Raw genomic sequence first — 21392 nt, forward strand, 5'->3', positions numbered from 1 at the left:
CTTGGGCCAGGCAGGCCCACCACTGTACCGGATGGGCCCCGCAGGGCAAACGCCTGGCACGCGATTAACAATGTTTCATCCCGGCCAGCCGTTGAATACCCGGGTGTGGCCCCCATAATGGGTTCATCAGGCCCCTTTGGGGCCAGTCAAATTCGGCAATTGAGAGGTCGCCATGAACAGCGAAGAGCAAAGCCTGATCGACGGACTCTTTTCCCGCCTCAAGCAAGCGGAAGCAGACGGCGGCCCACGCGACGTACAAGCAGATCAGCGCATCCGCGAACACGTGGCCAACCAGCCCGCTGCCGCCTATTACATGGCCCAAGCGATTCTGGTTCAGGAAGCGGCGGTCAAACGCCTGGATGAGATGAACCGGCAGCTCAAGGCCGAACTGGAGCAAGCCAAGGCCGCAGTCAGCAAGGCACCGGCTCAGAGTGGCGGGTTCCTTTCCGGGCTGTTCGGTGGCGGCTCGCGCGATCAAGCGCCGGCCCCGGTGCAGCAAGCGCCCAGTGGCGGCGGTTGGCGGGAACCGGCGCGCGGCTATGCACCGCCGCCCGCACCGCCTCAGTACGGCGGTGGCCAGCCGGGTTATCAGCCTGGCTATGCCCAGCCCCAGGCAGCGGGTGGTGGCTTCATGCGTGGTGCGTTGCAAACCGCTGCGGGCGTGGCCGGTGGCATGATGCTGGCGGAAGGGCTGAGCAGCCTGTTCCATCACAACAATGCGCCGCAGGAAATCGTCGAGATCATTCGCGAGGAGCCGGCACCCGCCGCCGATCAAGGCGGGAATTGGGGCGAGGACAACAGCCAGCAGCTGGTGAGCGACAACAGCGACTGGAACAACGACCGCGGGGGCTTCTCGGACGCCGACTACAGCGGCGACAGCGGAGGGTTCCTCTCGGATGACGACGACTACGTCTGAGCCAACGAGCGAGCCCTCGGAGCGTCGGCGGATTGCCCTGTTCGCCGACGTTCAGAACCTCTATTACACCGTGCGCCAAGTGCACGGTTGTCACTTCAATTACGCCGCGCTCTGGTCCCAGGTGGCCGGGCGCGGCGACATTGCGGTGGCGTATGCCTACGCTATCGACCGCGGCGATCCCAAGCAGCAGCAGTTCCAGCGCATCCTCCGCCAGCTCGGCTTCGAGGTGAAGCTCAAACCGTATATCCAGCGCAGCGACGGCTCGGCCAAAGGCGACTGGGACGTGGGCATCACCATCGACGTGCTGGAAGCCGCCGCCGAGGTGGACGAAGTGGTCCTGGCGTCCGGCGATGGCGATTTCGATCTGCTGCTGCAGCGCGTGCACCAGCGTTATGGCGTGCAAACCAGCGTGTACGGAACACCGGGCCTTACCGCAGGTTCCCTGATACGCGCCGCTTCGCGCTATGTCCCTATCGAAGGCGAGCTGTTGCTTCGGCATTGAGCTGGACGGGATCCGTTTCACTCGTACAATGGGCGCCTTTCTCGATTTCGAGCGCCTGCCATGCCTTCCCGTCCTGTGCCTGCCCTGCTGGTCGGCGCCTTTGTGGCGCTGTACCTGGTGTGGGGCTCCACTTATCTGTTCATCCGCATCGGGGTTGAATCCTGGCCACCGCTGACCATGGCAGGCATCCGGTTCCTGGTGGCCGGCGCGATCCTCTACGCCTGGCTGCGGTTGCGGGGGGCGCCGAGGCCCACCGCGCTACAATGGCGTGCTGGCGGGTGGGTCGGGCTATTACTGCTGGGGTGCGGCAACGGTGGGGTGACGCTGGCCGAACATGCCGGTATCGCGTCCGGCGTTGCCGCGCTGGTGGTGGCAACCATGCCCTTGTTCACTCTGCTGTTCGGGTTGCTTTGGGGCCAGCGCAACTCGTGGTTGGAGTGGAGCGGCATCCTGCTGGGCATTGCCGGCATCGCCTTGCTTAACCTTGGCGCCAACCTGCAAGCCAGCCCCGGCGGGGCGGCGGTATTGCTGTTCGCAGCGGCCGCCTGGGCGTTTGGCTCGGTGTGGAGCCGTTACCTGCCGCTGCCCGCTGGCGGCATGGCCAGCGCCGTGGAAATGCTCATCGCCGGCGCAGCCTTGCTGGCTACCGGGTTGATCAGCGGCGAGCGCATGACCAGTTGGCCGCCGCTTTCTGGGTGGTTTGCGCTGGCGTATCTGGTGTTCTTCGGCTCCATCCTGGCCTTCAACGCTTATATGTACCTGCTCAAGCACGTGCGGCCGGCTGCAGCAACCAGCTATGCGTACGTGAATCCTGTGGTGGCGGTACTGCTGGGCGTGCTGTTCGCAGGCGAGCGGATTGGCCCATGGGAGATGCTGGCCATGCTGGTGATCGTCGGTGCGGTGATACTGATCGGCTTGCCGCAATGGCGGCGGCGCTGATCCGGGGTAAACTGCGCGCCTTGCCAGTTCATTTTCAGGTACACCCCGATGACTTTCGCTTCACTGGGCTTGATCGAGCCGCTGTTGAATCGGCTGCAAAGCCTTGGCTACGACAAGCCTACCCCGGTCCAGGAAAAGGCGATTCCCGCCGTGCTGGCCGGCCGCGACCTGATGGCCGCTGCCCAGACCGGCACCGGCAAAACAGCCGCCTTTGCCTTGCCGGTGCTGCAGCGCCTTACCCTGCAAGGCAGCCAGGTAGCGAGCAACAGCGTGCGCGCCCTGGTCCTGGTACCCACCCGCGAACTGGCCGAGCAAGTGCACGCCAACATCAAGGCCTACGCCGCTGATCTGCCGTTGCGCACCTACGCTGTGTACGGCGGAGTGAGCATCAACCCGCAGATGATGGCCTTGCGCAAGGGCGTGGACGTGCTGGTAGCCACGCCCGGCCGGCTGCTTGATTTGCACCGGCAAAACGCGGTCAAGTTCAGCCAGGTCGAAACCCTGGTGCTGGACGAAGCCGACCGCATGTTGGACCTGGGTTTTGCCGAAGAACTGCGGGACGTCTATGCCGCGCTACCCAAGCGCCGCCAGACCCTGCTGTTCTCCGCGACCTTCTCGGATGACATCCGCCTGCTGGCCGGGAACATGCTCGACGAGCCACTGACTCTTGAAATAAGCCCACGCAACCAGGCCGCCACCAGTGTTCGACAGTCTGTGGTGCCTGTGGATAAGAAACGCAAGCCGGAACTGTTCTGCCACCTGTTGCGCCAGCGCCGCTGGAAGCACGTGCTGGTGTTCGCCAAAACCCGTAACGGTGTGGACCAACTGGTCGAGCGGCTGCAGGGCCAGGGCGTAGCGGCTGAAGGCATTCATGGCGACAAACCCCAGGCTACCCGCCAACGTGCGCTGGACAGCTTCAAGGCCGGCGAGCTGACCGTATTGGTGGCCACGGACGTGGCTGCGCGCGGGCTGGATATTCAGGACCTGCCCCTGGTGGTAAACCTGGACCTGCCCATCGTCGCCGAAGATTATGTGCACCGCATCGGCCGCACCGGCCGCGCAGGCGCCACGGGCGAGGCCATTTCGCTGGTATGTGCCGACGAAGTGGAGCAGCTGGCAGCTATCGAAGCCATGACGCGGCAAACCCTCAAGCGTGTCGAAGAGCCGGACTTCGAGCCGGAGCACCGCGTGCCGGAAACCACGGCAGGCGGGCAGATTCTGAAGAAGCCCAAAAAGCCGAAGAAGCCGAAGACCACTGGCGGTAAGGCTACGCTCGGCCGCTGGACCGAAAGCCGCGACGCCGCGGTAGCCGAACCGGCTATCAAGCCCGTGCGCAAGGTGCCGGCGTTCAACACCGGGCCTCGCAAGCGCAAGCCGTAGCGCCCGTTCAACCCAGGTACCGCAAAACCCCCTCGGCGGCGCGGCGGCCGCTGGCAAAACAGGCGGTCAGCAGGTAGCCGCCGGTGGGTGCTTCCCAGTCGAGCATCTCACCGGCACAGAACACGCCCGGTTGGGCTGCGAGCATCAGGTCGTCGGTCAGGGCCGAACGCATCACCCCACCCGCGCTGCTGATAGCCTCGGCCAGTGGGCGAGGGCGCAGCAGGGTCAATGGCAGCGCCTTGATTGCCTGGGCCAGCCGAGGCAAGTCCTGATACACCGAGGCGTCGGTCAACTCTCGCAGCAATGCTGCCTTCACGCCCTCCAGCCGCAGTTGGCCTTGCAGGTGCCGGGCCATGGAGCGAGTTCCGCGCGGTTTGTTCAGCGCCGTTTCAACCTGCGCCAGGCTTCGGTCGGGCAGCAGGTCGATGAGCACCTCGCAGTGCCCATCCCGATTGATCGCCTCTCGTATCGGGGCGGAGAGGGCATACACCAGGCTGCCTTCCAGGCCGCCTTCGGTCACTACGCATTCCCCTTTACGAGGCGCGCAGCCAGCGAGCGAGAGGGCGATGTTTTTCAAGGGCGCACCCGCGAAGCGCTCCTTCAGTACAGCGCTCCAGCCGCTCACTTCGAACCCGCAATTGGCCGGCTGCAGGGGCGCGATGCGCACGCCGCGCTGAGCCAGCCACGGCAGCCAGGCGCCGTCCGAGCCCAGCCGCGGCCAGCTTCCACCGCCCAGCGCCAGCACTGTCGCGCGGGGCTGGATAACCGTTTGGCCGTCAGGATGCTCGACCAGCAAACAACCGCAGGGCGCCCAGCCTAGCCAACGGTGGCGGGTGTGGATAACTACGCCGTTCTCTCGCAGGCGTTTGAGCCAGGCACGTAATAGCGGGGCGGCTTTCATGTCGGTGGGGAAAACCCGGCCGGAACTGCCCACAAAGGTCTCGATGCCCAGGCCGTGTATCCAGGCTCGCAGGGTGTCGGCATCAAACTCGGCCAGCCAGTCGCTTACCCAAGCGGCCTGTTCGGCATAGCGGCAGATGAAGGCAGGCTTGGGCTCGGCATGAGTAATGTTCATGCCGCCTACACCCGCCAACAGGAATTTGCGCCCCACTGAAGGCATGCTGTCGTACACCGTCACGGCATGGCCGGCCTGGCTCAATACCTCAGCCGCCATCAGGCCGGCCGGCCCGCCACCCATGATCGCCACCGTGGGGGTAGCGGAAATCAACGCCATGAACATTCGCCAGAATCATAAAGGGTGGTAGTGTAACCAAGGCGCCTGTCAAATGCCTGCCCGCTGCTGATCAAAAAACAACCAGCTGCCTCGCAGCCTGCGTACAGAAGGCGCCTCGACGTTTTCACTCAGGTTATCCACAGGCGGTTCCACAGCGAATGTGGGTAATTTGCGAAGCAGCGTGGCCCTATCTGATGTCTGCGTCCCACACGCGTGCCGCCACTGTGTGCAAAATGCCGTGCCGCTTCGCCAATGCGTGCCGGTCCTTGCTGTAGCCACCACCGATCACGCCCATCACCGGGATGCCGCGGCCCAGGCAGTGCCGCAGCACGCGCTCATCCCTTGCAGCCACGCCTGCATCGGTAAGTTGCAAATAGCCCAGGGCGTCATCCTTGTGCACATCTACGCCGGCGTCATACAGCACGAGGTCGGGCTTATAAAGCGGTAGCAAGTAATTCAGCGCATCATCCACCACCTGTAGATAAGCGTCGTTTCCCATGCCCCGGGCCAAGGGGATATCCCAGTCGCTCTGTGCCTTGCGCACAGGGAAGTTCTGCTCGCAGTGAAGGGAAACGGTAATGGCATCGGCGGTATCAGCCAGAATGCGTGCGGTACCGTCGCCCTGATGCACATCACAGTCGAAGATCAATACCCGGTTCACCCGGCCGGCTTCCAGCAGATAGCGGCTGACTACGGCCAAGTCATTGAAGATGCAAAACCCTGCAGGGTAATCGTAGTGGGCGTGGTGGGTGCCGCCGGCCAGGTGGCAGGCCAGCCCATGTTGTAGCGCAAGTTGGGCAGTGAGCAACGAGCCGCCCACCGCGCGGATCGTCCGGCGGGCGAGGGGTTCGCTCCAAGGTAAACCCAGCCGCCGCTGGTCCTCCCGGGACAACTCACCGGCCATGTAGCGCTCTATGTAGTCGGGAGCATGCGCAAGCGCCAGTACATCCGCCGGGCAGAGTTCCGGCCGATGCAGGGTTTCGGGATAAGCGATGTCCGTGGCGACCAAGTGATCATGAAGCAGGCGAAACTTCTCCATCGGGAACCGATGTTCAAGCGGGAAGGGCGGGCTGTAGTCTTCGTGATAAACCAGAGGTAAGCGCATGATCCACCGCACGGCACGAAAGCTGCGAGTGTGCCAGCTTTCGCCCGTTGATAACAAAGGAGCCCGGGCATGACTGATCTGCTGACGCTCGAGAGCCCGCGCCTGCGGTTGCGCTTGTGGGAAGATGAAGACCTGGCGCCATTCTCCGCGCTCAGCGCCGACCCTGCCGTGATGCGCTACTTTCCCAAACCGCTCAGCCGCCTTGAGAGCGCGGCCTTCATTGGCCGCGTGCGTGGCCATTTTGCCGAATACGGTTACGGCTTGTGGGCGCTGGAGCGCAAGGATGATGGCGCTTTCATTGGCTTCACCGGATTGTGGAACGTGCGGTTCAAAGCCCCGTTCACGCCCGCCGTTGAAATCTGTTGGCGGCTGGCGCGGGATTACTGGGGGCTGGGTTACGCCAGCGAGGCGGCCTTCACCAGCCTGGGATGCGCCTTCGAACAGCTCGGCCTGAAAGAGGTAGTGGCGTTCACGTCCGAAGTGAACCTGCCCTCGCAAAAGGTGATGCAAGCGATTGGCATGCAGCGCCACGACGCCGAGGATTTTGACCACCCCGCGCTGGACGAAGCCAGCCCGTTGCGCAGGCATTACCTGTACCGCATAGACCGCGCAGGCTGGTTGAAGGCCATGCACGGGTAGCCGGTTGGCTTGCACATCAAGGTATGATGCCCGCTCATGGTATTTGTAAGCCGAGGTAACCCTGAATGAGCCACGTCCTCGACGATCTGGTCGACCTGTTAAGCCTTGAACCCATCGAGGAAAACCTCTTCCGCGGGCGTAGCCAGGACCTGGGCTTTCGCCAGCTGTTCGGTGGCCAGGTGCTGGGCCAGTCCTTGTCGGCCGCCAGCCAGACGGTAGAAGAAGAGCGGCATGTACATTCCTTGCATGGTTATTTCCTGCGCCCGGGCGATGCGTCGCTGCCGGTGGTTTATATGGTTGATCGGGTACGGGACGGCGGCAGTTTCTCTACTCGACGCGTGACGGCGGTGCAGAAGGGGAAAACCATCTTCACCTGCTCGGCGTCCTTCCAGTACGACGAAGAAGGCTTCTCCCACCAAAGCAAGATGCCGGATGTCGTCGGCCCGGAAAACCTGCCCACCGAACTGGAGCTCATGCGCCTGGGCGAGGCACTGATCCCGGAGCACCTGCGCGAGAAACTGCTGTGCCCCAAGCCCATCGAGATGCGCCCGGTGACCGAGCGCGACCCGTACAACCCCACCCCGGGCGACCCGGTCAAATACGTGTGGTTCCGGGCGGACGGCGCCCTGGCGGATACGCCAGCCCTGCACAAGTACGTCATGGCCTATGCGTCGGACTTCAACCTGTTGACTACCTCGCTGCTGCCACATGGCAAGAGCGTGTGGCACCGGGATATGCAGATGGCCAGCCTGGACCACGCGCTTTGGTTCCATGGCAACCTGATCGCGGACGATTGGCTGCTGTATGCACTCGATAGCCCCTGGGCCGGGAACTCCCGCGGCTTCTCCCGAGGCAGCGTGTACAACCGCGCCGGCCAGTTGGTCGCATCTTCGGCGCAGGAAGGGTTGATTCGCCACCGCAAGGATTGGGCGTGATGCTCGGGCATATCCGGCACTGGGTGTTCGATATGGACGGCACACTCACCGTGGCCGCCCACGACTTCGCCGCCATCCGCACCGCGCTGAGAATCCCGGCCGAGGACGACATCCTGCACCACCTGGCGGCCTTGCCTGCCGACGAAGCCGCCGCCAAACACGCCTGGCTGCTTGAGCATGAGCGCGAACTCGCGATCGCCTCCCAGCCTGCGCCCGGCGCGGTAACCCTGGTGCGCACACTGGCGGACCGCGGCTACCGGCTGGGCGTGCTGACCCGCAATGCTCGCGAATTGGCCCATATCACGCTGGCCGCCATTGGCATTGATGACTGCTTCGACCCGAACGATGTGCTCGGCCGCGACGAAGCGGCCTTCAAGCCCAACCCCGAGGGCCTGCTCAAGCTCGCCGCAGCGTGGCAGGTAGCGCCTGCCGAAATGGTGATGGTGGGCGATTACCAATTCGACCTGGCCGCCGGCCGCGCCGCCGGTACCCGTACCGTGCTGGTGAACATGCCGGCCAACCCCTGGTCGGAGCTGACCGACTGGCATGCGGTGGATTGTGCGGCGTTATTGGACGCTCTGTAGACCGGCGGGGGTGGAGGCCTCCTACAGGTGCCGCATTTAGAGCTTTTGCGCGGCGAACGTATCGCACTGCTCCAGCTTGCCGCCCTCGAAACCGGCCTTGAACCAGCGCACTCGCTGCGCTGAGGTGCCATGGGTGAAGGAGTCAGGCACTACCCGGCCCTGGCCCTGTTGTTGAAGGCGGTCATCGCCGATGGCATTGGCGGCGTTGAGCGCTTCTTCCACGTCGCCGGGTTCCAGCCAGTTCAAGCGTTGCTGGGCATGGTTGGCCCAGATACCGGCAAAGCAGTCCGCTTGCAGTTCCTGGCGAACGAGCAGGCCATTGTCACCTTCCAGTTTTTGCCCGCGCTGGCGCGCGGCATCGACCTTGGTGGAAATGCCCAGCAGCGTTTGCACGTGATGGCCTACTTCATGTGCGATCACATAAGCCTGAGCAAAATCGCCTGCCGCTTGGAAGCGCTGGCTCATTTCAGTGAAGAATGTGGTGTCCAGGTACACCTTGTGGTCACCCGGGCAGTAGAACGGGCCCACGGCGGAGGAGGCCAGGCCGCAGGCTGAATTTACCCGGCCACCGAACAGCACGAGGGTTGGGTCTTCATATTGGCGGCCGCCTTCCTTGAAGATGGCCTGCCAGGTGTCTTCAGTGTCTCCCAGAATGGCTTTCACGAATTCTGTCTGCTCATCGTTACCGGCGGGCCTGGTGCGCTGTTGGGTGGGCGCTGGCGCGGTGGCCTGGCCTGTGAGTTGGCCGAGTATCTGAAGCGGATCCTGCCCGGTCAGTAGCCCGAACCCAACGATCAGCACTACCGCACCCAGGCTCAAGCCCTTGCCGCCCACGCGGAACCCGCCGCCTCCGTAACCGCCGCCATTGCCGCCCTCGCCGCGGGCATCGACCACGTTGTCACTGCGCCGGCCTTTTTTCCACAGCATGCTGGTGTCTCCTTGAGGTTTTTTCATAACCATATGGTTATGACGGAACTGCACATTTTCAGTGGTCGCACCGCCCGCTTTGGCGGAAACTGAAGCCAGCGTATTTATCTATGCGACCTTATAAATCCAATAACAGGAGATCGACATGTCTGAACAAGACACCAGTCGCTTCATTATCCGTGACCGCAACTGGCATCCCAAGGCGTTGACCCCCGACTACAAAACGTCGGTACCGCGTTCGCCTCGCCAGGCCTTGGTGAGCATTCCGCAAACCGCAAGCGAAAGCACCGGCCCGAATTTCTCGCACCTCAAGCTCGGAAAGTTCGACAACGATCTTCTGCTGAATTTCAATAATGGCGGCCTGCCGGTGGGTGAGCGCATCGTGCTCGCCGGCCGTGTGATCGATCAATTCGGCAAGCCGGTGCCGCATACCCTCGTGGAAATGTGGCAGGCCAACGCGGGCGGCCGCTATCGCCACAAGAATGACCGCTACCTGGCACCGCTGGACCCGAACTTCGGTGGGGTAGGCCGCACGCTTACCAACAGTGAGGGCTACTACACCTTCCGTACCATCAAGCCGGGCCCGTATCCATGGCGCAATGGCCCGAACGACTGGCGCCCGGCGCACATCCACGTGTCCATCAGTGGCCCGTCGATCGCGACCAAGCTCATTACCCAGCTGTACTTCGAGGGCGATCCGCTGATTCCGATGTGCCCGATCGTAAAATCCATCACCAACCCCGAAGCGGTGCAAAGCCTGATCGCACGGCTGGACATGACCAACGCCAACCCGATGGATTGCCTGGCCTACCGCTTCGATATCGTGCTGCGCGGCCAACGCCAGACCCACTTCGAAAACTGCTGAGAGGAGTGACGCACATGCCTGTTCAATTCCTGCCCGAAACTCCCTCGCAGACCGCTGGGCCCTACGTGCACATCGGCCTTGCCCTGGGCGTGGCCGGTAACCCCACCCGCGACCAGGAAATCTGGAACGAGATGGCCAAGCCGGGCGCACCGGGCGAGCACATCCTGTTGCTAGGTAACGTGTATGACGGCAATGGCCACCTGATCCGCGACTCCTTCCTGGAGTTCTGGCAGGCGGACCACCAAGGCCGCTATGACACCGAGTACAACCTGGAAAAGCCGTTCAACAGTTTCGGCCGCACCGCCACAACCTTCGATGCCGGTGAGTGGACCTTGCACACCATCAAACCGGGCGTGGTAACCACCACGGCGGGCATCCCGATGGCGCCGCACATCAACGTGAGCCTGTTTGCACGGGGGATCAACATCCACCTGCAAACCCGGATCTACTTCGATGACGAAGCCGACGCAAACGCGAAGTGCCCGATCCTCAATCTGATCGAACAACCGCAGCGCCGTGAAACCTTGATTGCACGCCGCTGCGAAGTGGATGGCAAAACCGCCTACCGGTTCGACATTCGCGTGCAAGGCGAAGGCGAGACGGTGTTCTTCGACTTCTGATTCAAGGTCGGGCTCAATCCCACTTGGGAGCGAAGTCCGGGTTCACCAGGCGCTGATCCTTGGCCAGGCCAGCGATCAGCGCACGGTCCTCGTCGTCTAGCTGCACCTTGAGCGAGTCCAGGTTGCTCTGCTGATTCTTCACGCTGGCAGCTTTGGGAACGGCGGCAACGCCGTCCTGATCGAGCAGCCATTTGAGCGCCACCTGGGTGGGCAGCACGCCGTGCTTTTCGGCGATCTGCTTGAGCTCAGGGATGTTCGATACCTTGTTGCGTGCCAACGGGCTATAGGCAGTCAGCGCCAACCCATGCTGACGGCAGAAGTCGAGCAGCGGCTGTTGATCCAGGCTTACGTGGTATTCCACCTGCAACGCTGCCAGCGGTACCTTCAATTCCTCCACTGCGCGACGCATCAGAGGCAGTGGAAAGTTCGCCACGCCAATGGCTCTGGCCTTGCCGCTTTCGTATACCGCCGTCAGCGCCGCCAGGCTACGGTCCATGTCCCAACCCTCGCGCCCCGGCCAGTGGATCAGGAACAGGTCCACGTAATCAGTTTGCAATGCGTTCAGGCTGGCATCGAAGGAGGCCTGCAGGTCGGCTGGGGCCAGCTTGTCCCACCACACCTTGGTCGTCACATGTATCGCTTCGCGTTCCACTGAGGTAGCGCGCAATGCCTCACCCACCGCCGCTTCGTTGTTGTAGGCCGTTGCGGTATCAATGTGCCGATAGCCGAGGTCCAGCGCGCTGAGCACCGCGTCGGTGCACTCCTTGTCGAGCATGGGCCAGGTACCCAGGCCCAGCTTGGGCATCTTCAGGCCGTACGAATTGTCGATGGTTTGCATGTGAGCCTCCTTGGTTGAATTCATTCGCTCTGCGTAACGCCAGCGGCATGGCGCCCGGCGATGTAGCCGAAGGTCATGGCCGGCCCCAGGTTGATACCACCCGCCGGGTAAAAGCCGCCCATGATGCTGGCCATGTCTGTGCCTACGGCATACAAGCCAGCGATCGCTTCGCCGTTGCTATCCAGCACGCAGGCGTTGGCATCGGTTTTCAAACCGGCGAAGGTGCCAAAGCTGCCCGGCCTTACCTCCACCGCATAGAACGGCGGTGTGACCAACGGCGCCACGCAGGGGTTGGGCCCATGACGCGGGTCGCCCTGTTTGCGGTTGTACAGGGTGCGCCCGCGGCCGAACGCTGGGTCTTCGCCGCGCTGGGCGTGCAGGTTCCATTCGGCCAGCGTGTGCGCCAAGCCATCGGAGTCGATGCCACAATTACGCGCCAGTTCTTCTATGGTCGCGCCCCGCTTGAGATAGCTCGAGCGCACGGCCGGTTCAACCGGGAGCGGGAAGGGCCGGGCGATACCCAGGCCATAACGGCGCTGGAAGGCATGGTCGCAGATCAGCCACGACACCACGTTGGTGCCTGGGGCCTTGTCGACCATTGCCTTCGCATAGTCGTAATAGCCGTCGGCCTCGTTCACGAAGCGCTTGCCATCGGCCAATACCCCGAAGATCCCCGGCTTGCCCCGCTCGATGATGTGAGGGAAATGCCCTTGGCTGCCGTCTGCGTAGGGCACCTTTGATACCGGGCACCAGGCGGCCGCGCTGGCAAGATCGGTAGCCACCACGCCGCCCACGCTTTCCCCCAGGCGCAGCCCATCGCCAGTGACCGAGGGCGGCGGCAGCGGCAGGTGCTCCTCGCCGGTCGGCGTGCGCGGAAACAGCGCCTTGCGCCGCTCCGTGTCATGGGCAAAGCCCCCGGTGGCCAGCACCACGCCGCGGCGGGCATGGATTCGTACCTTGCCCTTGGCGGTGTCGATTTCAGCGCCTGCCACCCGTTCGTTCTGTTGCACCAGCCGCACCGCCGCTGCGCTGGGCCACAGCGATACGCCCAGGTCTTCGGCGGACTTTGCCAGCCGCGCGATCAGCGCCACACCATTCACCAAATGTGTCGCTCGGCCTTTGAGCGCGAGGCCAAGCAAATGCGCGCCAAAGCGCCGGGCCACATGGAGCGCCGAACGCCACGAACGGGTGACGCTGAGAAAGGCCGAGAGGTCTGCGCCCGCCATGATCGGCATGCCGAGCACGGAGGTTTCTCGCATCGTCCGCCGCAGGCGGGGCAGGAGCTTGCCCAGGGTGTAGGCGCTGATCGGCGCGGCAATGACCGAGCGGCCGCCCGTACCCGCGGCCGGCGTATCGCCATGGATGTCGGCGATACCATTGCCATCGGCGAATTGCAGCGCGGTGTGCTGCTCGAAAAAGGAAACCATCTCGGGCGCTGCTTTCAGGAAAGCGTCAATCCGGGCGGGATCAAAGCGATCGCCCAGCTCATGCTCCAGATAGCGGCGAGGCTCGCTTGGGGCTTCCACGATGCCCGCGCGGCGTGCCAAGGGGTTGCAGGGTACCCACATCCAACCGCCGGACCACGCACTGGCGCCGCCAAAGACGTCGTCTTTTTCCACCACGATCACGTTCAGGCCATGCCACGCCGCTGTTACCGCTGCAGCCAGCCCGCCCGCGCCGGAACCGATTACCAGCAGGTCGCATTCCACAACGGGAACGGGGTGGGGAAGGCTTGGCATAAGATGCTCCACAGACTTGTTATTTATTGGAACCTTGTTCCAGAATTCTATTGGCGAGTTATCCAAAGGCCAAGTATCGTGCTGAATAAACCGGGCGAAGATCGCACGCTCCGCACAGCCTCACTACAATCGCCACTTTATTTGCAAAGGGCCCACCATGGCCGGAAGTCAGATCGAACGCGCCTTCAGCTTGCTGGAGCAACTTACCCGAGCGCCAGGCGGCCTGCCGCTGCAGGCATTGGCGGATGAAACCGGTATGCCCAAAAGCGCGGCGCACAGAATGCTCGCCGAGCTCGTGCGGCTGGGGTATGTACGACAGAACCCCGAAAGCCTGCGGTACCTGCTGACGACTCGGCTGGTGGCTCAAGGGTTCCGCTATCTGGGCCATAGCGGTGTGGATATCGTGCAGCCGATCCTGGATCGCCTGGCCGAGCATACGGGCGAGCTGATCCGCCTGGGCGTGGTGGAAGGCCGGCGGCTGACTTGGCTGGCGAAGGCTCAAGGTGCCCGCGCTGGCTTGCGCTACGACCCGGACATGGGCCGCGAGGCGCCGCTGTTCTACACCGCGTCCGGGCACGCCTGGCTGGCTACCTTGCCTGACGAAGAGGCGCTCGCACTGGTGAAGGCGCAGGGCATCGCCGCGGCTGAAGGCTTCGGCCCCAACGCGCCGCGCAGCCTCGAGGCGCTGCTGGAGCGCCTTCGCCTGGCCCGTACGTTGGGCTACGCCTGGGTAATGGAGAGCTCGGCTGTTGGCATGTCCGCTCTAGGCGTCGCCGTCCGGCACCCTGGCAGCCAGGCTACCTTGGGTGTACTGAGTGTGGCGGGCCCTACGGCACGCTTGCCTGAAGCCCGGCTTCACGAAATCGCTCCCGCAGCCATGGCCGCCGCGGTCGAGCTGGCCGAAGCAAGCCCGGCTTCCGAATGGTTTCAGTAATATCAGGGCTTGAATTGAAACTGGAACTGGGTTCTAAATAAATAAAACAGGCAACGGGTGGCTCGACCATGACTCAACGCAGCTTTTCCCTGGCAGCCCTTACGGTTTTGGAGCTGTCACCCGTCGAAATGATCGAAGTGGCCGCTCGGGCCGGTTATAGCCATGTGGGGTTGCGTACCGAGCCTGCCACCGCCGAGGAGCATCATTTCCCTCTACTGGCAGACACCGGCCTGCGCCAGGCAACGCTCAAGCGGCTGCGGGACAGCGGAATCAAAGTGCTGGATATCGAAATTCTGCGATTGAAGCCCGGCACAAACGTGGCCGGCTTCGAGCCGCATCTCGCGTTCGCCGCCGAATGCGGCGCCACGGAGCTGCTGGTGGCGGGCAACGATCCGGACTTGTCACGCTGTGCTCAGCGCTTCGCTGAATTGTGTGAGCTGGGCCAACACTACGGTATACACCCCCACCTGGAGTTCATGCCCTGGACCGACGTTCCCGACCTGTCCACCGCAGTGAAGGTGGTCGAGCAGGCCGGGCAGTCCAATGGCTGCATTCTGGTAGATGCCTTTCACTTCAACCGCTCCCGCTCACAGCTGTCGCAACTGGAACAGTTATCCCCAGGCCGTTTGCGCTACGCTCAACTGTGTGACGTTGCCGGGCCGGTGCCGGCCGATATCGAGCGAATCCTCTTCGAGGCGCGGCACGAGCGCTGCCTGCCCGGGGAGGGCGACTGCGATCTGGTGGGGCTGCTCAAGGCCTTGCCGCCTGATATTCCGCTGAGCCTGGAAATACCCACTCGCCGCCTGATGGAGCAAGGGGTAAGCGCGCTGGAGCGTGCCACGCGCGCATTGGAAGCCACTTACCGCGTACTGGAACGCCTTTGACCCATGACTAATGCCAACCTGTCGCTGACCGGCACCAGCCAACCGCTCAAGGGGATGGCGCTGATCGTGGTAGCGACGCTGCTGTTCGCCAGCCACGACGTATTGTCAAAATACCTTTCGGGCTTTTATCCAGTGATGCTGGTGATCTGGGTTCGGTACTTTGTGCATACCTTGCTGATGATGGGGATTTTCCTCCCGCAATCGGGGCTGCGTATCCTGCGCACGCGCAGGCCCTGGCTGCAGGTCGCCCGCGCCCTGTGCCTGTTGGGCACCAGCCTGCTGTTTGTTTCCGGCCTGCAGCATATTCCGCTGGCCGAAGCCACCGCGGTCAACTTCCTCGCGCCGCTGCTGGTCACCGCGCTGTCGGTACCGCTGCTGGGCGAGCGGGTCACCTTTGGCCAGTGGGCAGCGGTGCTGGTCGGCTTTTGCGGTGTGGTGACCATCGTGCACCCCGGGGGCGAACTGTTTACCCCGGCAATCCTGTTCCCCTTTGGCTCGGCGCTGTGCTTTTGCTTCTACCAGTTGCTTACGCGCAAGGTCGCGGAAGTGGACAGCCCCACCACCAGCAACTTTTTCGCGGGCATCTTCAATACCGTGCTGATGTCCGCCGTGGTGCCTTTTTTCTGGCAATGGCCCAGCGTGCTCGACGGGATCTTCATGATCGCCTTGGGCGCTTGTGGGATGACCGCGCACCTTCTGCTCACTCAAGCCTTCCGCCATGCGCCTCCGGCGCTGCTGGCGCCGCTGGGCTATTGCCAGATCGTATTCGCTGGCATTTATGGCTTCCTGGTGTTCAACCACAGCCCTACGACAACTACCATCGTGGGCATTGTGGTGATTTGTGGCAGTGGCATTGCCGCCGCCTGGCTGCAACGTCGGCCGAAAGTGGTGGAACCCTTGGTGGCTGCGTCGGCCCAACCTTCAGCCACGGTGAGTAGCGCGCCGCCCGCGAAGACTGCCTGAGCCCAGAGCAGCGAAGCGGGCGATAATCGAACACAAAACTAACCGGTTGGTACGCTTGCACGGCAGGGTTTTCAGGTATAAACCCTTCCGACAAACCCAAGAATTTCCGGCTGCAGCCAGGCCGGTCAGTAGTGTGCGGGCCACCGGGTCACGGGGCTTTGCTCGCGCCCTCAGGAGTGAACCATGCACCGTTCGATCGCCACCGTATCCCTCAGCGGCACCCTGCCGGAAAAACTCGAAGCCATTGCCGCCGCCGGCTTCGACGGGGTGGAGATCTTCGAAAACGATCTTCTCTATTACGATGGCAGCCCGCGGGAAGTGCGCCAGATGTGCGCCGACCTGGGCATCGCGATCACGCTGTTCCAGCCGTTCCGCGATTTTGAAGGCGTGCCCCGCAATCGCCTGGCCCGCAACCTCGACCGTGCGGAGCGCAAGTTCGAGTTGATGCAAGAGCTAGGCACCGACCTGGTGCTGGTGTGCAGCAACGTGGCCGCCGATTCCGTTGGTGACCACAACTTGCTCGTGGACGACATGCGCCTGCTGGCCGAACGGGCCGCAGTCCACAACCTGCGTATCGGCTACGAAGCGCTGGCTTGGGGCCGGCATGTAAATACCTGGCAGCAAGTGTGGGACATCGTGCGGGAAGCGGACCATCCCAATCTGGGGATGATCCTCGACAGCTTCCACACCCTCTCGCTGCGCGGCGACCCTTCGGGCATCGCACAGGTGCCGGGCGACAAGATCTTCTTCGTGCAAATGGCCGATGCGCCTTTGCTGGCCATGGATGTACTGGAGTGGAGCCGTCACTTCCGTAACTTCCCAGGCCAGGGTGATTTCGACCTGCCGAACTTCCTCGCGCCTATCCTCAAGACCGGCTACCAGGGGCCGTTGTCGCTGGAGATCTTCAATGATGATTTCCGCGCCGCGCCACCCCGTGCCAACGCCGCCGACGGCTTGCGCTCGCTGCTCTACCTTGAGGAAAAAACCCGCGAACTGCTGGCCCGTGAGGCCAACACCAGCGCCAACCTCGATCACTTGTTCGCCACCCCGCCTGCGGCGCCCTATGGCGGTGTCGAGTTTCTGGAATTTGCGGTGGACGAAACCACCGGTGCCAAGCTCAAGCATTGGCTGGGCCAACTGGGCTTCGCCGAGGCCGGGCAACATCGCTCCAAGAGCGTTACCCTGCTGCGGCAGAACGATATCAACCTGATCCTCAACTCCGAGCCCTATTCGTTCGCCCATAACTTCTTCGAAGCGCATGGGCCGTCGCTGTGTGCCACCGCGATCCGCGTAGACAACAGCGCTGCTGCGCTGGAGCGGGCCGTAGACTACAAGGCCCAGCCTTATCGCGGATTGGTAGGGCCTAACGAGCGCGAGCTTGCGGCAGTGCGTGCGCCCGACGGCAGCCTGCTGTACCTGGTAGACCAGGACGCCCAAGGGCGGACCATTTACGACACGGACTTCAACATCAAGCCGGTGCCCGCTACTTCGCCTGTAGGGCTCAAGCGGATCGACCACATGGCGATGGCGCTGCCACCGGACGCATTGGATACCTGGGTGCTGTTCTACAAGACCGTGCTCGACTTTACCGCCGACGACGAGGTGGTACTGCCCGACCCTTATGGCCTGGTAAAAAGCCGCGCCATTCGTAGCCGTTGCAGCGCGGTCCGGCTGCCGCTGAACATCTCCGAAAACCGCGGCACAGCGATTTCCCACGCGTTGTCGTCATATAGGGGGTCCGGGGTTCACCACATCGCCTTTGACTGCGATGACATCTTTGCGGCAGTCACCCAGGCCAAGGAGGCGGGGCTCGCGCTGCTGGAAATACCGCTCAATTACTATGACGACCTGGCGGCGCGTTTCGACTTCGACGACGAATTCCTGAGCGAGCTGGCGTATTTCAACGTGCTGTACGACCGCGACGCCAATGGCGGTGAGCTGTTCCACGTGTACACCGAGCCGTTCGAAAACCGCTTCTTCTTTGAAGTGCTGCAGCGGCGTGGCGGCTATGCCGGTTACGGTGCCGCGAACGTCGCCGTACGCCTGGCGGCCATGGCCAAGGCCCGTAGCGGCGCCGCCCGACACGCCCGGCTGTAATGGCCGGTTTGAAGCCGTTTCGCCTGGAGCGGCTTCCTTCCCAAGGCGGGGCGGCTCATAATTACCGCTGACCCATACAGGCCAAGAGCCCATGACAATAACATCTGACGTGCCCGCTACCAGCGCGCCACGCCGTACCCGAAAGAACAACCCCGAGAAAACCCGCGAAAACATCCTCCAGGCCGCGATCACCGAATTTGTCGCCCAAGGCTTGGCTGGCGCACGCGTGGACGCTATCGCCGAGCGCACGCAAACCTCCAAACGGATGATTTACTACTACTTCAACAGCAAGGAACAGCTGTATGTGGAGGTGCTGGAAAAGCTCTACGGTGATATCCGGCATACCGAAAGCAGCATGCATCTCACCGAACTGGAGCCTTTGGAGGGATTGAAGCGGCTGGTGGAGTTCACCTTCGATCACCACGATCGCAACGTGGACTTCGTGCGGATCGTGTGCAACGAGAACATCCACCAGGGCGAGTACATCAAGCAGTCGCGTTCGATTCGCAGCATGAACCAGACCGTTCTTCTGCAACTGGAGGCGTTGCTGGAGAAGGGCGTGGCCAGCGGTGTGTTCCGCAAAGGCCTCGACGCCATGGATGTACACATGCTGATCAGTTCATTCTGCTTCTACCGGGTGTCCAACAAGCACACCTTCGGCGAAATCTTCCAGGTGAACTTCGACGACCCGGCAACCAGGCAGCACCATCGAAAGATGATCGTCGAAGCGCTGGAGCGTTTCGTCAAAGCCTGACCGGCTCCCCCGCTGCTTTTGTAGAGACGGGGGGCCGGCCATCCGGCGAAGCCACAAGCGTAGCTCGCGAACTGGCGCCCGAATCCTGCTTTCTACCAGCCGGTGCAGCTAGCCATTCATGCTGTGGAAATGCGCGGTCATGCGCTCGGCATCGGCTTGGCGGCCAGTGAACAGTTCGAACGCCTTCACGGCCTGGAAAACCGCCATGGTGCTACCATCCAGCGTACGGCACCCCAGGGCGCGCGCATCGCGCAGGAACTCGGTTTCCAGTGGGAAGTACACAATTTCGGCTACCCACAGGTCAGCGCGCAGCAGTTCCTTCGGCACCGGCGTGCCCGGCAGCTTGGCCATGCCCATCGGCGTGGTGTTCACGATGCCGTCCGCCTGTGCCACGGTGGCGGGAAGGTCGGTGCCCACTTGGGCTGGCTCGCCCGGGAAGTGCGCATTGAGGTTATCCACCAGTGTGCGTGCGCTTTGCGGGTTCACATCGAATACCGTGAGTTGCTTTACGCCTTCCATCAGCAGCGCGTGCGCCACCGCCGAGCCTGCGCCACCTGCGCCCATCTGGATCACCCGGTTGCGCCCGGCATCGGCCAGGCCCCGGCGGAAGCCTTCGGCAAAGCCCAGGCAGTCAGTGTTGTGGCCCACCCGCTTGCCGTCCTTCAGCACCACGGTGTTCACCGCGCCGATCCCTTTGGCTTCTGGCGAAAGCTCGTCTAGGTAAGGGATGATCGCCTGCTTGCTGGGGAAGGTAACGTTCAACCCTGTGAAACCCATGCGCTGCGCGGCGGTGAGCAGCTCCTCCAACGCCTGGTTATCGAGCTTGAGCACGTCCAGGTCGATCAACCGATAAACGTAGCCCAGCCCTTGTGCCTTGCCTTCTTGTTCGTGCATGGAAGGGGTACGGGACAGCTGGATGCCTGAACCAATCAGCCCGGCGAGGATGCTGTTATGAGGGGTCGCAATCATGGTGAAGCTCCATTGTTATTCTTGACCGAAGTCGCTGGCGTTAAATTGTACCAGCCGGTTACTTAGGTCAATCGCTTTACCTGTATTGGACCCCGCCAGTGCTTGGAAATTGGGCGGCAATCGGTCAGCGCTGGCCAGATACCCGTGCGCCTGCATCCCGTGGAAGCTTCCATACATCTATCGCGGCGGCCAGCGTGAGTATCGCCACCGCCACGAACGCCACATGGAAGGCCTGTTCATTGTCGCCCTCAAGGCCCAGCAAGGTTTGCGCGCCGCGCAGCAGAATCACCGCCAGCGCGATCCCCAGGCCGAACGCCAGCTGCTGGGTCATGCTGAACAGCGTATTGGCTGATGTCATCAAGGGTGCGGGCATGTCGGCAAACGCCAGGCTGTGATAGGCCGTGAAGCCCATCGACCGGGCCATGCCGGACACTACCAGCACTGGCACGATCAGCCACACTGGCGTGGCTGCCGTCATGCAAGCGCACGCGAGCGCAGTGGCGGCAAGTACGCCGATGCTTCCCAGCAACGTGGCGCGAAAGCCGAAGCGCCGAAGGATTGCCGACGTCATGGGTTTCATGCCGATATTCCCGGCGAACAGGGCCAGCACCAGCAAGCCCGAGACGAACGGATCGAGCCCGAACGAGAGCTGAAACATCAATGGCAGCAAAAACGGCGCGGTGCTGACCATGGCCCGGTATAGCGAGCCGCCGCGAATGGTGACCGCATAGGTTTGTATATGCAGCGCCTCGAGCCGCAGCAGTGGCGCGGCCGAGCCCCGTAAATGCCGATGGAACCCCCATAGCACCACGCCGCTGGCGGCCAGCCACAGATAGCCGCCCAGCGCTTCAGGTTGTTTGCCGAGCTGCTCCAGGCCATGCACCAGCGCTCCGCAGCCCAGGGCGCAATACGCGAAGCCCTTCAGGTCGAAAGCAGGCGGGGTGGTGTGTGCTTGCGCTTGTGGCATCAATCGCCAGGCGAATGCCAGCGCCAGCATCCCCAACGGCAGGTTGAGAAGAAATATCCAGTGCCAGGAGGCGTAGCGGGTGATGAAGCCGCCCAGGGGAGGGCCTAGCACGGGCGCTACCAGCCCGGGCCAGGTGATCAGCGCGATCGCACCCAGCAGATGCTGCTTTTCCGTGTTTCGCAATACCGCCAGCCGCCCCACTGGCACCATCATCGCCCCACCGACGGCCTGAAGCGCACGCGCCAGAACAAATTGCCAGAGCGTTTGAGCGCCGGCGCACAGCACCGACGCCAAGGTGAAGATCACCAGCGCCGCCATGAATACGCGACGATGGCCGAAGCGCTCGGCCACCCAGCCGCTGGCCGGGATAAATACTGCCAGGGTAAGCACATACACCGTAATGCCGACGTTCACGTCCACGGCGCTTACGCCAAAGGACCGCGCCATGGCCGGCAACGCGGTAACGATCACCGTGGCATCCAGGTTGTCCATGAAAAACGCGGCGGCCACCAGCAGGGCCAGCAACCGTGCCCGGGAAGGCGATAAAACGAAAGCGGATGATGTAGTCACAGGCCCTCCGGTTCAGAGGGCCGATATAACG

At 62.8% G+C, this 21392-nt stretch carries 21 protein-coding genes; 14 read left to right on the forward strand and 7 right to left on the reverse strand.

What is annotated here, in order from left to right; genetic code table 11:
- Positions 1-172: 172 nt before the first annotated feature.
- From LG385_RS00530 to LG385_RS00545, 4 genes are read left to right on the forward strand one after another with little or no spacing between them, the layout of a single operon-like run.
- Positions 173-916, forward strand: coding sequence for a DUF2076 domain-containing protein (locus tag LG385_RS00530; protein ID WP_225771606.1), 744 nt, complete (start codon positions 173-175; stop codon positions 914-916).
- Positions 897-1418, forward strand: coding sequence for an NYN domain-containing protein (locus tag LG385_RS00535; protein ID WP_181118221.1), 522 nt, complete (start codon positions 897-899; stop codon positions 1416-1418). The genes LG385_RS00530 and LG385_RS00535 overlap by 20 nt, the downstream gene beginning before the upstream one ends.
- A 60-nt stretch (positions 1419-1478) precedes the next feature.
- Positions 1479-2357, forward strand: coding sequence for a drug/metabolite exporter YedA (gene yedA, locus LG385_RS00540; RefSeq protein WP_225771608.1), 879 nt, complete (start codon positions 1479-1481; stop codon positions 2355-2357).
- Between the two features lie 48 nt (positions 2358-2405).
- Entirely contained in the window at positions 2406-3737 is a 1332-nt protein-coding gene (locus LG385_RS00545; RefSeq protein ID WP_225771610.1) for a DEAD/DEAH box helicase, read from the forward strand.
- A 7-nt stretch (positions 3738-3744) separates the two neighbouring features.
- On the opposite strand, the gene LG385_RS00550 is transcribed toward LG385_RS00545, so the two are convergent.
- Both LG385_RS00550 and LG385_RS00555 read right to left on the reverse strand, forming a co-directional pair.
- Positions 3745-4971: a TIGR03862 family flavoprotein gene (locus LG385_RS00550; RefSeq protein WP_225771612.1), complete on the reverse strand. Its 1227-nt coding sequence runs from the start codon at positions 4969-4971 to the stop codon at positions 3745-3747.
- 187 nt (positions 4972-5158) lie between these two features.
- The gene (locus LG385_RS00555; protein WP_225771614.1) at positions 5159-6076 is read right to left on the reverse strand and encodes a histone deacetylase; all 918 of its coding nucleotides are present in this window, start codon (positions 6074-6076) and stop codon (positions 5159-5161) included.
- 69 nt (positions 6077-6145) lie between these two features.
- Between LG385_RS00555 and LG385_RS00560 the strand changes: the two genes are divergently transcribed.
- The 3 genes from LG385_RS00560 to LG385_RS00570 all read left to right on the forward strand — a co-directional run bounded on the left by LG385_RS00560 (position 6146) and on the right by LG385_RS00570 (position 8234).
- A complete protein-coding gene (locus LG385_RS00560; RefSeq protein WP_225771616.1) occupies positions 6146-6715 on the forward strand; it encodes a GNAT family N-acetyltransferase in 570 nt (189 codons plus the stop codon).
- 65 nt (positions 6716-6780) lie between these two features.
- The gene (gene tesB, locus LG385_RS00565) at positions 6781-7650 is read left to right on the forward strand and encodes an acyl-CoA thioesterase II (RefSeq protein WP_181118215.1); all 870 of its coding nucleotides are present in this window, start codon (positions 6781-6783) and stop codon (positions 7648-7650) included.
- Positions 7650-8234 (forward strand): HAD family hydrolase, encoded by a 585-nt coding sequence (locus LG385_RS00570; RefSeq protein WP_413247297.1) that lies wholly within the window; start codon positions 7650-7652, stop codon positions 8232-8234. The genes tesB and LG385_RS00570 overlap by 1 nt, the downstream gene beginning before the upstream one ends.
- 36 nt (positions 8235-8270) lie before the next feature.
- On the opposite strand, the gene LG385_RS00575 is transcribed toward LG385_RS00570, so the two are convergent.
- Positions 8271-9161, reverse strand: a complete 891-nt coding sequence (locus LG385_RS00575; RefSeq protein WP_225771620.1) for a neutral zinc metallopeptidase — start codon at positions 9159-9161, stop codon at positions 8271-8273.
- 145 nt (positions 9162-9306) lie between these two features.
- Here LG385_RS00575 and pcaH point away from each other — a divergent pair, with 145 nt between their 5' ends.
- Together pcaH and pcaG are read left to right on the forward strand one after the other, a co-directional pair.
- Complete coding sequence (pcaH, locus tag LG385_RS00580; RefSeq protein ID WP_181119268.1) at positions 9307-10026, forward strand: protocatechuate 3,4-dioxygenase subunit beta; 720 nt, start codon at positions 9307-9309, stop codon at positions 10024-10026.
- 14 nt (positions 10027-10040) lie between these two features.
- On the forward strand, positions 10041-10646 hold the full coding sequence (gene pcaG / locus LG385_RS00585) for a protocatechuate 3,4-dioxygenase subunit alpha (RefSeq protein ID WP_225771623.1): 606 nt from the start codon (positions 10041-10043) through the stop codon (positions 10644-10646).
- A gap of 13 nt (positions 10647-10659) precedes the next feature.
- Here pcaG and LG385_RS00590 read toward each other — a convergent pair whose 3' ends face one another.
- Positions 10660-11484, reverse strand: a complete 825-nt coding sequence (locus LG385_RS00590) for an aldo/keto reductase (protein WP_225771625.1) — start codon at positions 11482-11484, stop codon at positions 10660-10662.
- Positions 11485-11504: 20 nt separating this feature from the next.
- A complete protein-coding gene (locus tag LG385_RS00595) occupies positions 11505-13223 on the reverse strand; it encodes an FAD-dependent oxidoreductase (RefSeq protein ID WP_225771627.1) in 1719 nt (572 codons plus the stop codon).
- A gap of 157 nt (positions 13224-13380) precedes the next feature.
- Between LG385_RS00595 and LG385_RS00600 the strand changes: the two genes are divergently transcribed.
- The 5 genes from LG385_RS00600 to LG385_RS00620 all read left to right on the forward strand — a co-directional run bounded on the left by LG385_RS00600 (position 13381) and on the right by LG385_RS00620 (position 18855).
- Positions 13381-14157, forward strand: coding sequence for an IclR family transcriptional regulator (locus LG385_RS00600; RefSeq protein WP_225771630.1), 777 nt, complete (start codon positions 13381-13383; stop codon positions 14155-14157).
- Between the two features lie 68 nt (positions 14158-14225).
- A complete protein-coding gene (locus LG385_RS00605) occupies positions 14226-15041 on the forward strand; it encodes a sugar phosphate isomerase/epimerase family protein (protein ID WP_225771632.1) in 816 nt (271 codons plus the stop codon).
- Between the two features lie 3 nt (positions 15042-15044).
- Positions 15045-16004, forward strand: a complete 960-nt coding sequence (locus tag LG385_RS00610) for a DMT family transporter (protein WP_225771635.1) — start codon at positions 15045-15047, stop codon at positions 16002-16004.
- 183 nt (positions 16005-16187) lie between these two features.
- Positions 16188-18101, forward strand: coding sequence for a 3-dehydroshikimate dehydratase QuiC (gene quiC, locus LG385_RS00615; RefSeq protein ID WP_225771638.1), 1914 nt, complete (start codon positions 16188-16190; stop codon positions 18099-18101).
- Between the two features lie 91 nt (positions 18102-18192).
- Positions 18193-18855 carry a TetR/AcrR family transcriptional regulator gene (locus LG385_RS00620; protein ID WP_225771640.1) on the forward strand — a complete coding sequence of 221 codons (663 nt, stop codon included), beginning with the start codon at positions 18193-18195 and terminating at the stop codon, positions 18853-18855.
- 108 nt (positions 18856-18963) lie between these two features.
- Here LG385_RS00620 and LG385_RS00625 read toward each other — a convergent pair whose 3' ends face one another.
- Together LG385_RS00625 and LG385_RS00630 are read right to left on the reverse strand one after the other, a co-directional pair.
- Positions 18964-19824, reverse strand: a complete 861-nt coding sequence (locus LG385_RS00625) for a shikimate dehydrogenase (protein WP_225771642.1) — start codon at positions 19822-19824, stop codon at positions 18964-18966.
- Positions 19825-19948: 124 nt separating this feature from the next.
- Positions 19949-21361, reverse strand: coding sequence for an MFS transporter (locus LG385_RS00630; protein WP_225771644.1), 1413 nt, complete (start codon positions 21359-21361; stop codon positions 19949-19951).
- Positions 21362-21392: the final 31 nt, after the last annotated feature.

Origin of the sequence: Pseudomonas sp. Marseille-Q5115 (assembly GCF_916618905.1) — a bacterium.
Taxonomy (GTDB): domain Bacteria; phylum Pseudomonadota; class Gammaproteobacteria; order Pseudomonadales; family Pseudomonadaceae; genus Aquipseudomonas; species Aquipseudomonas japonica_A.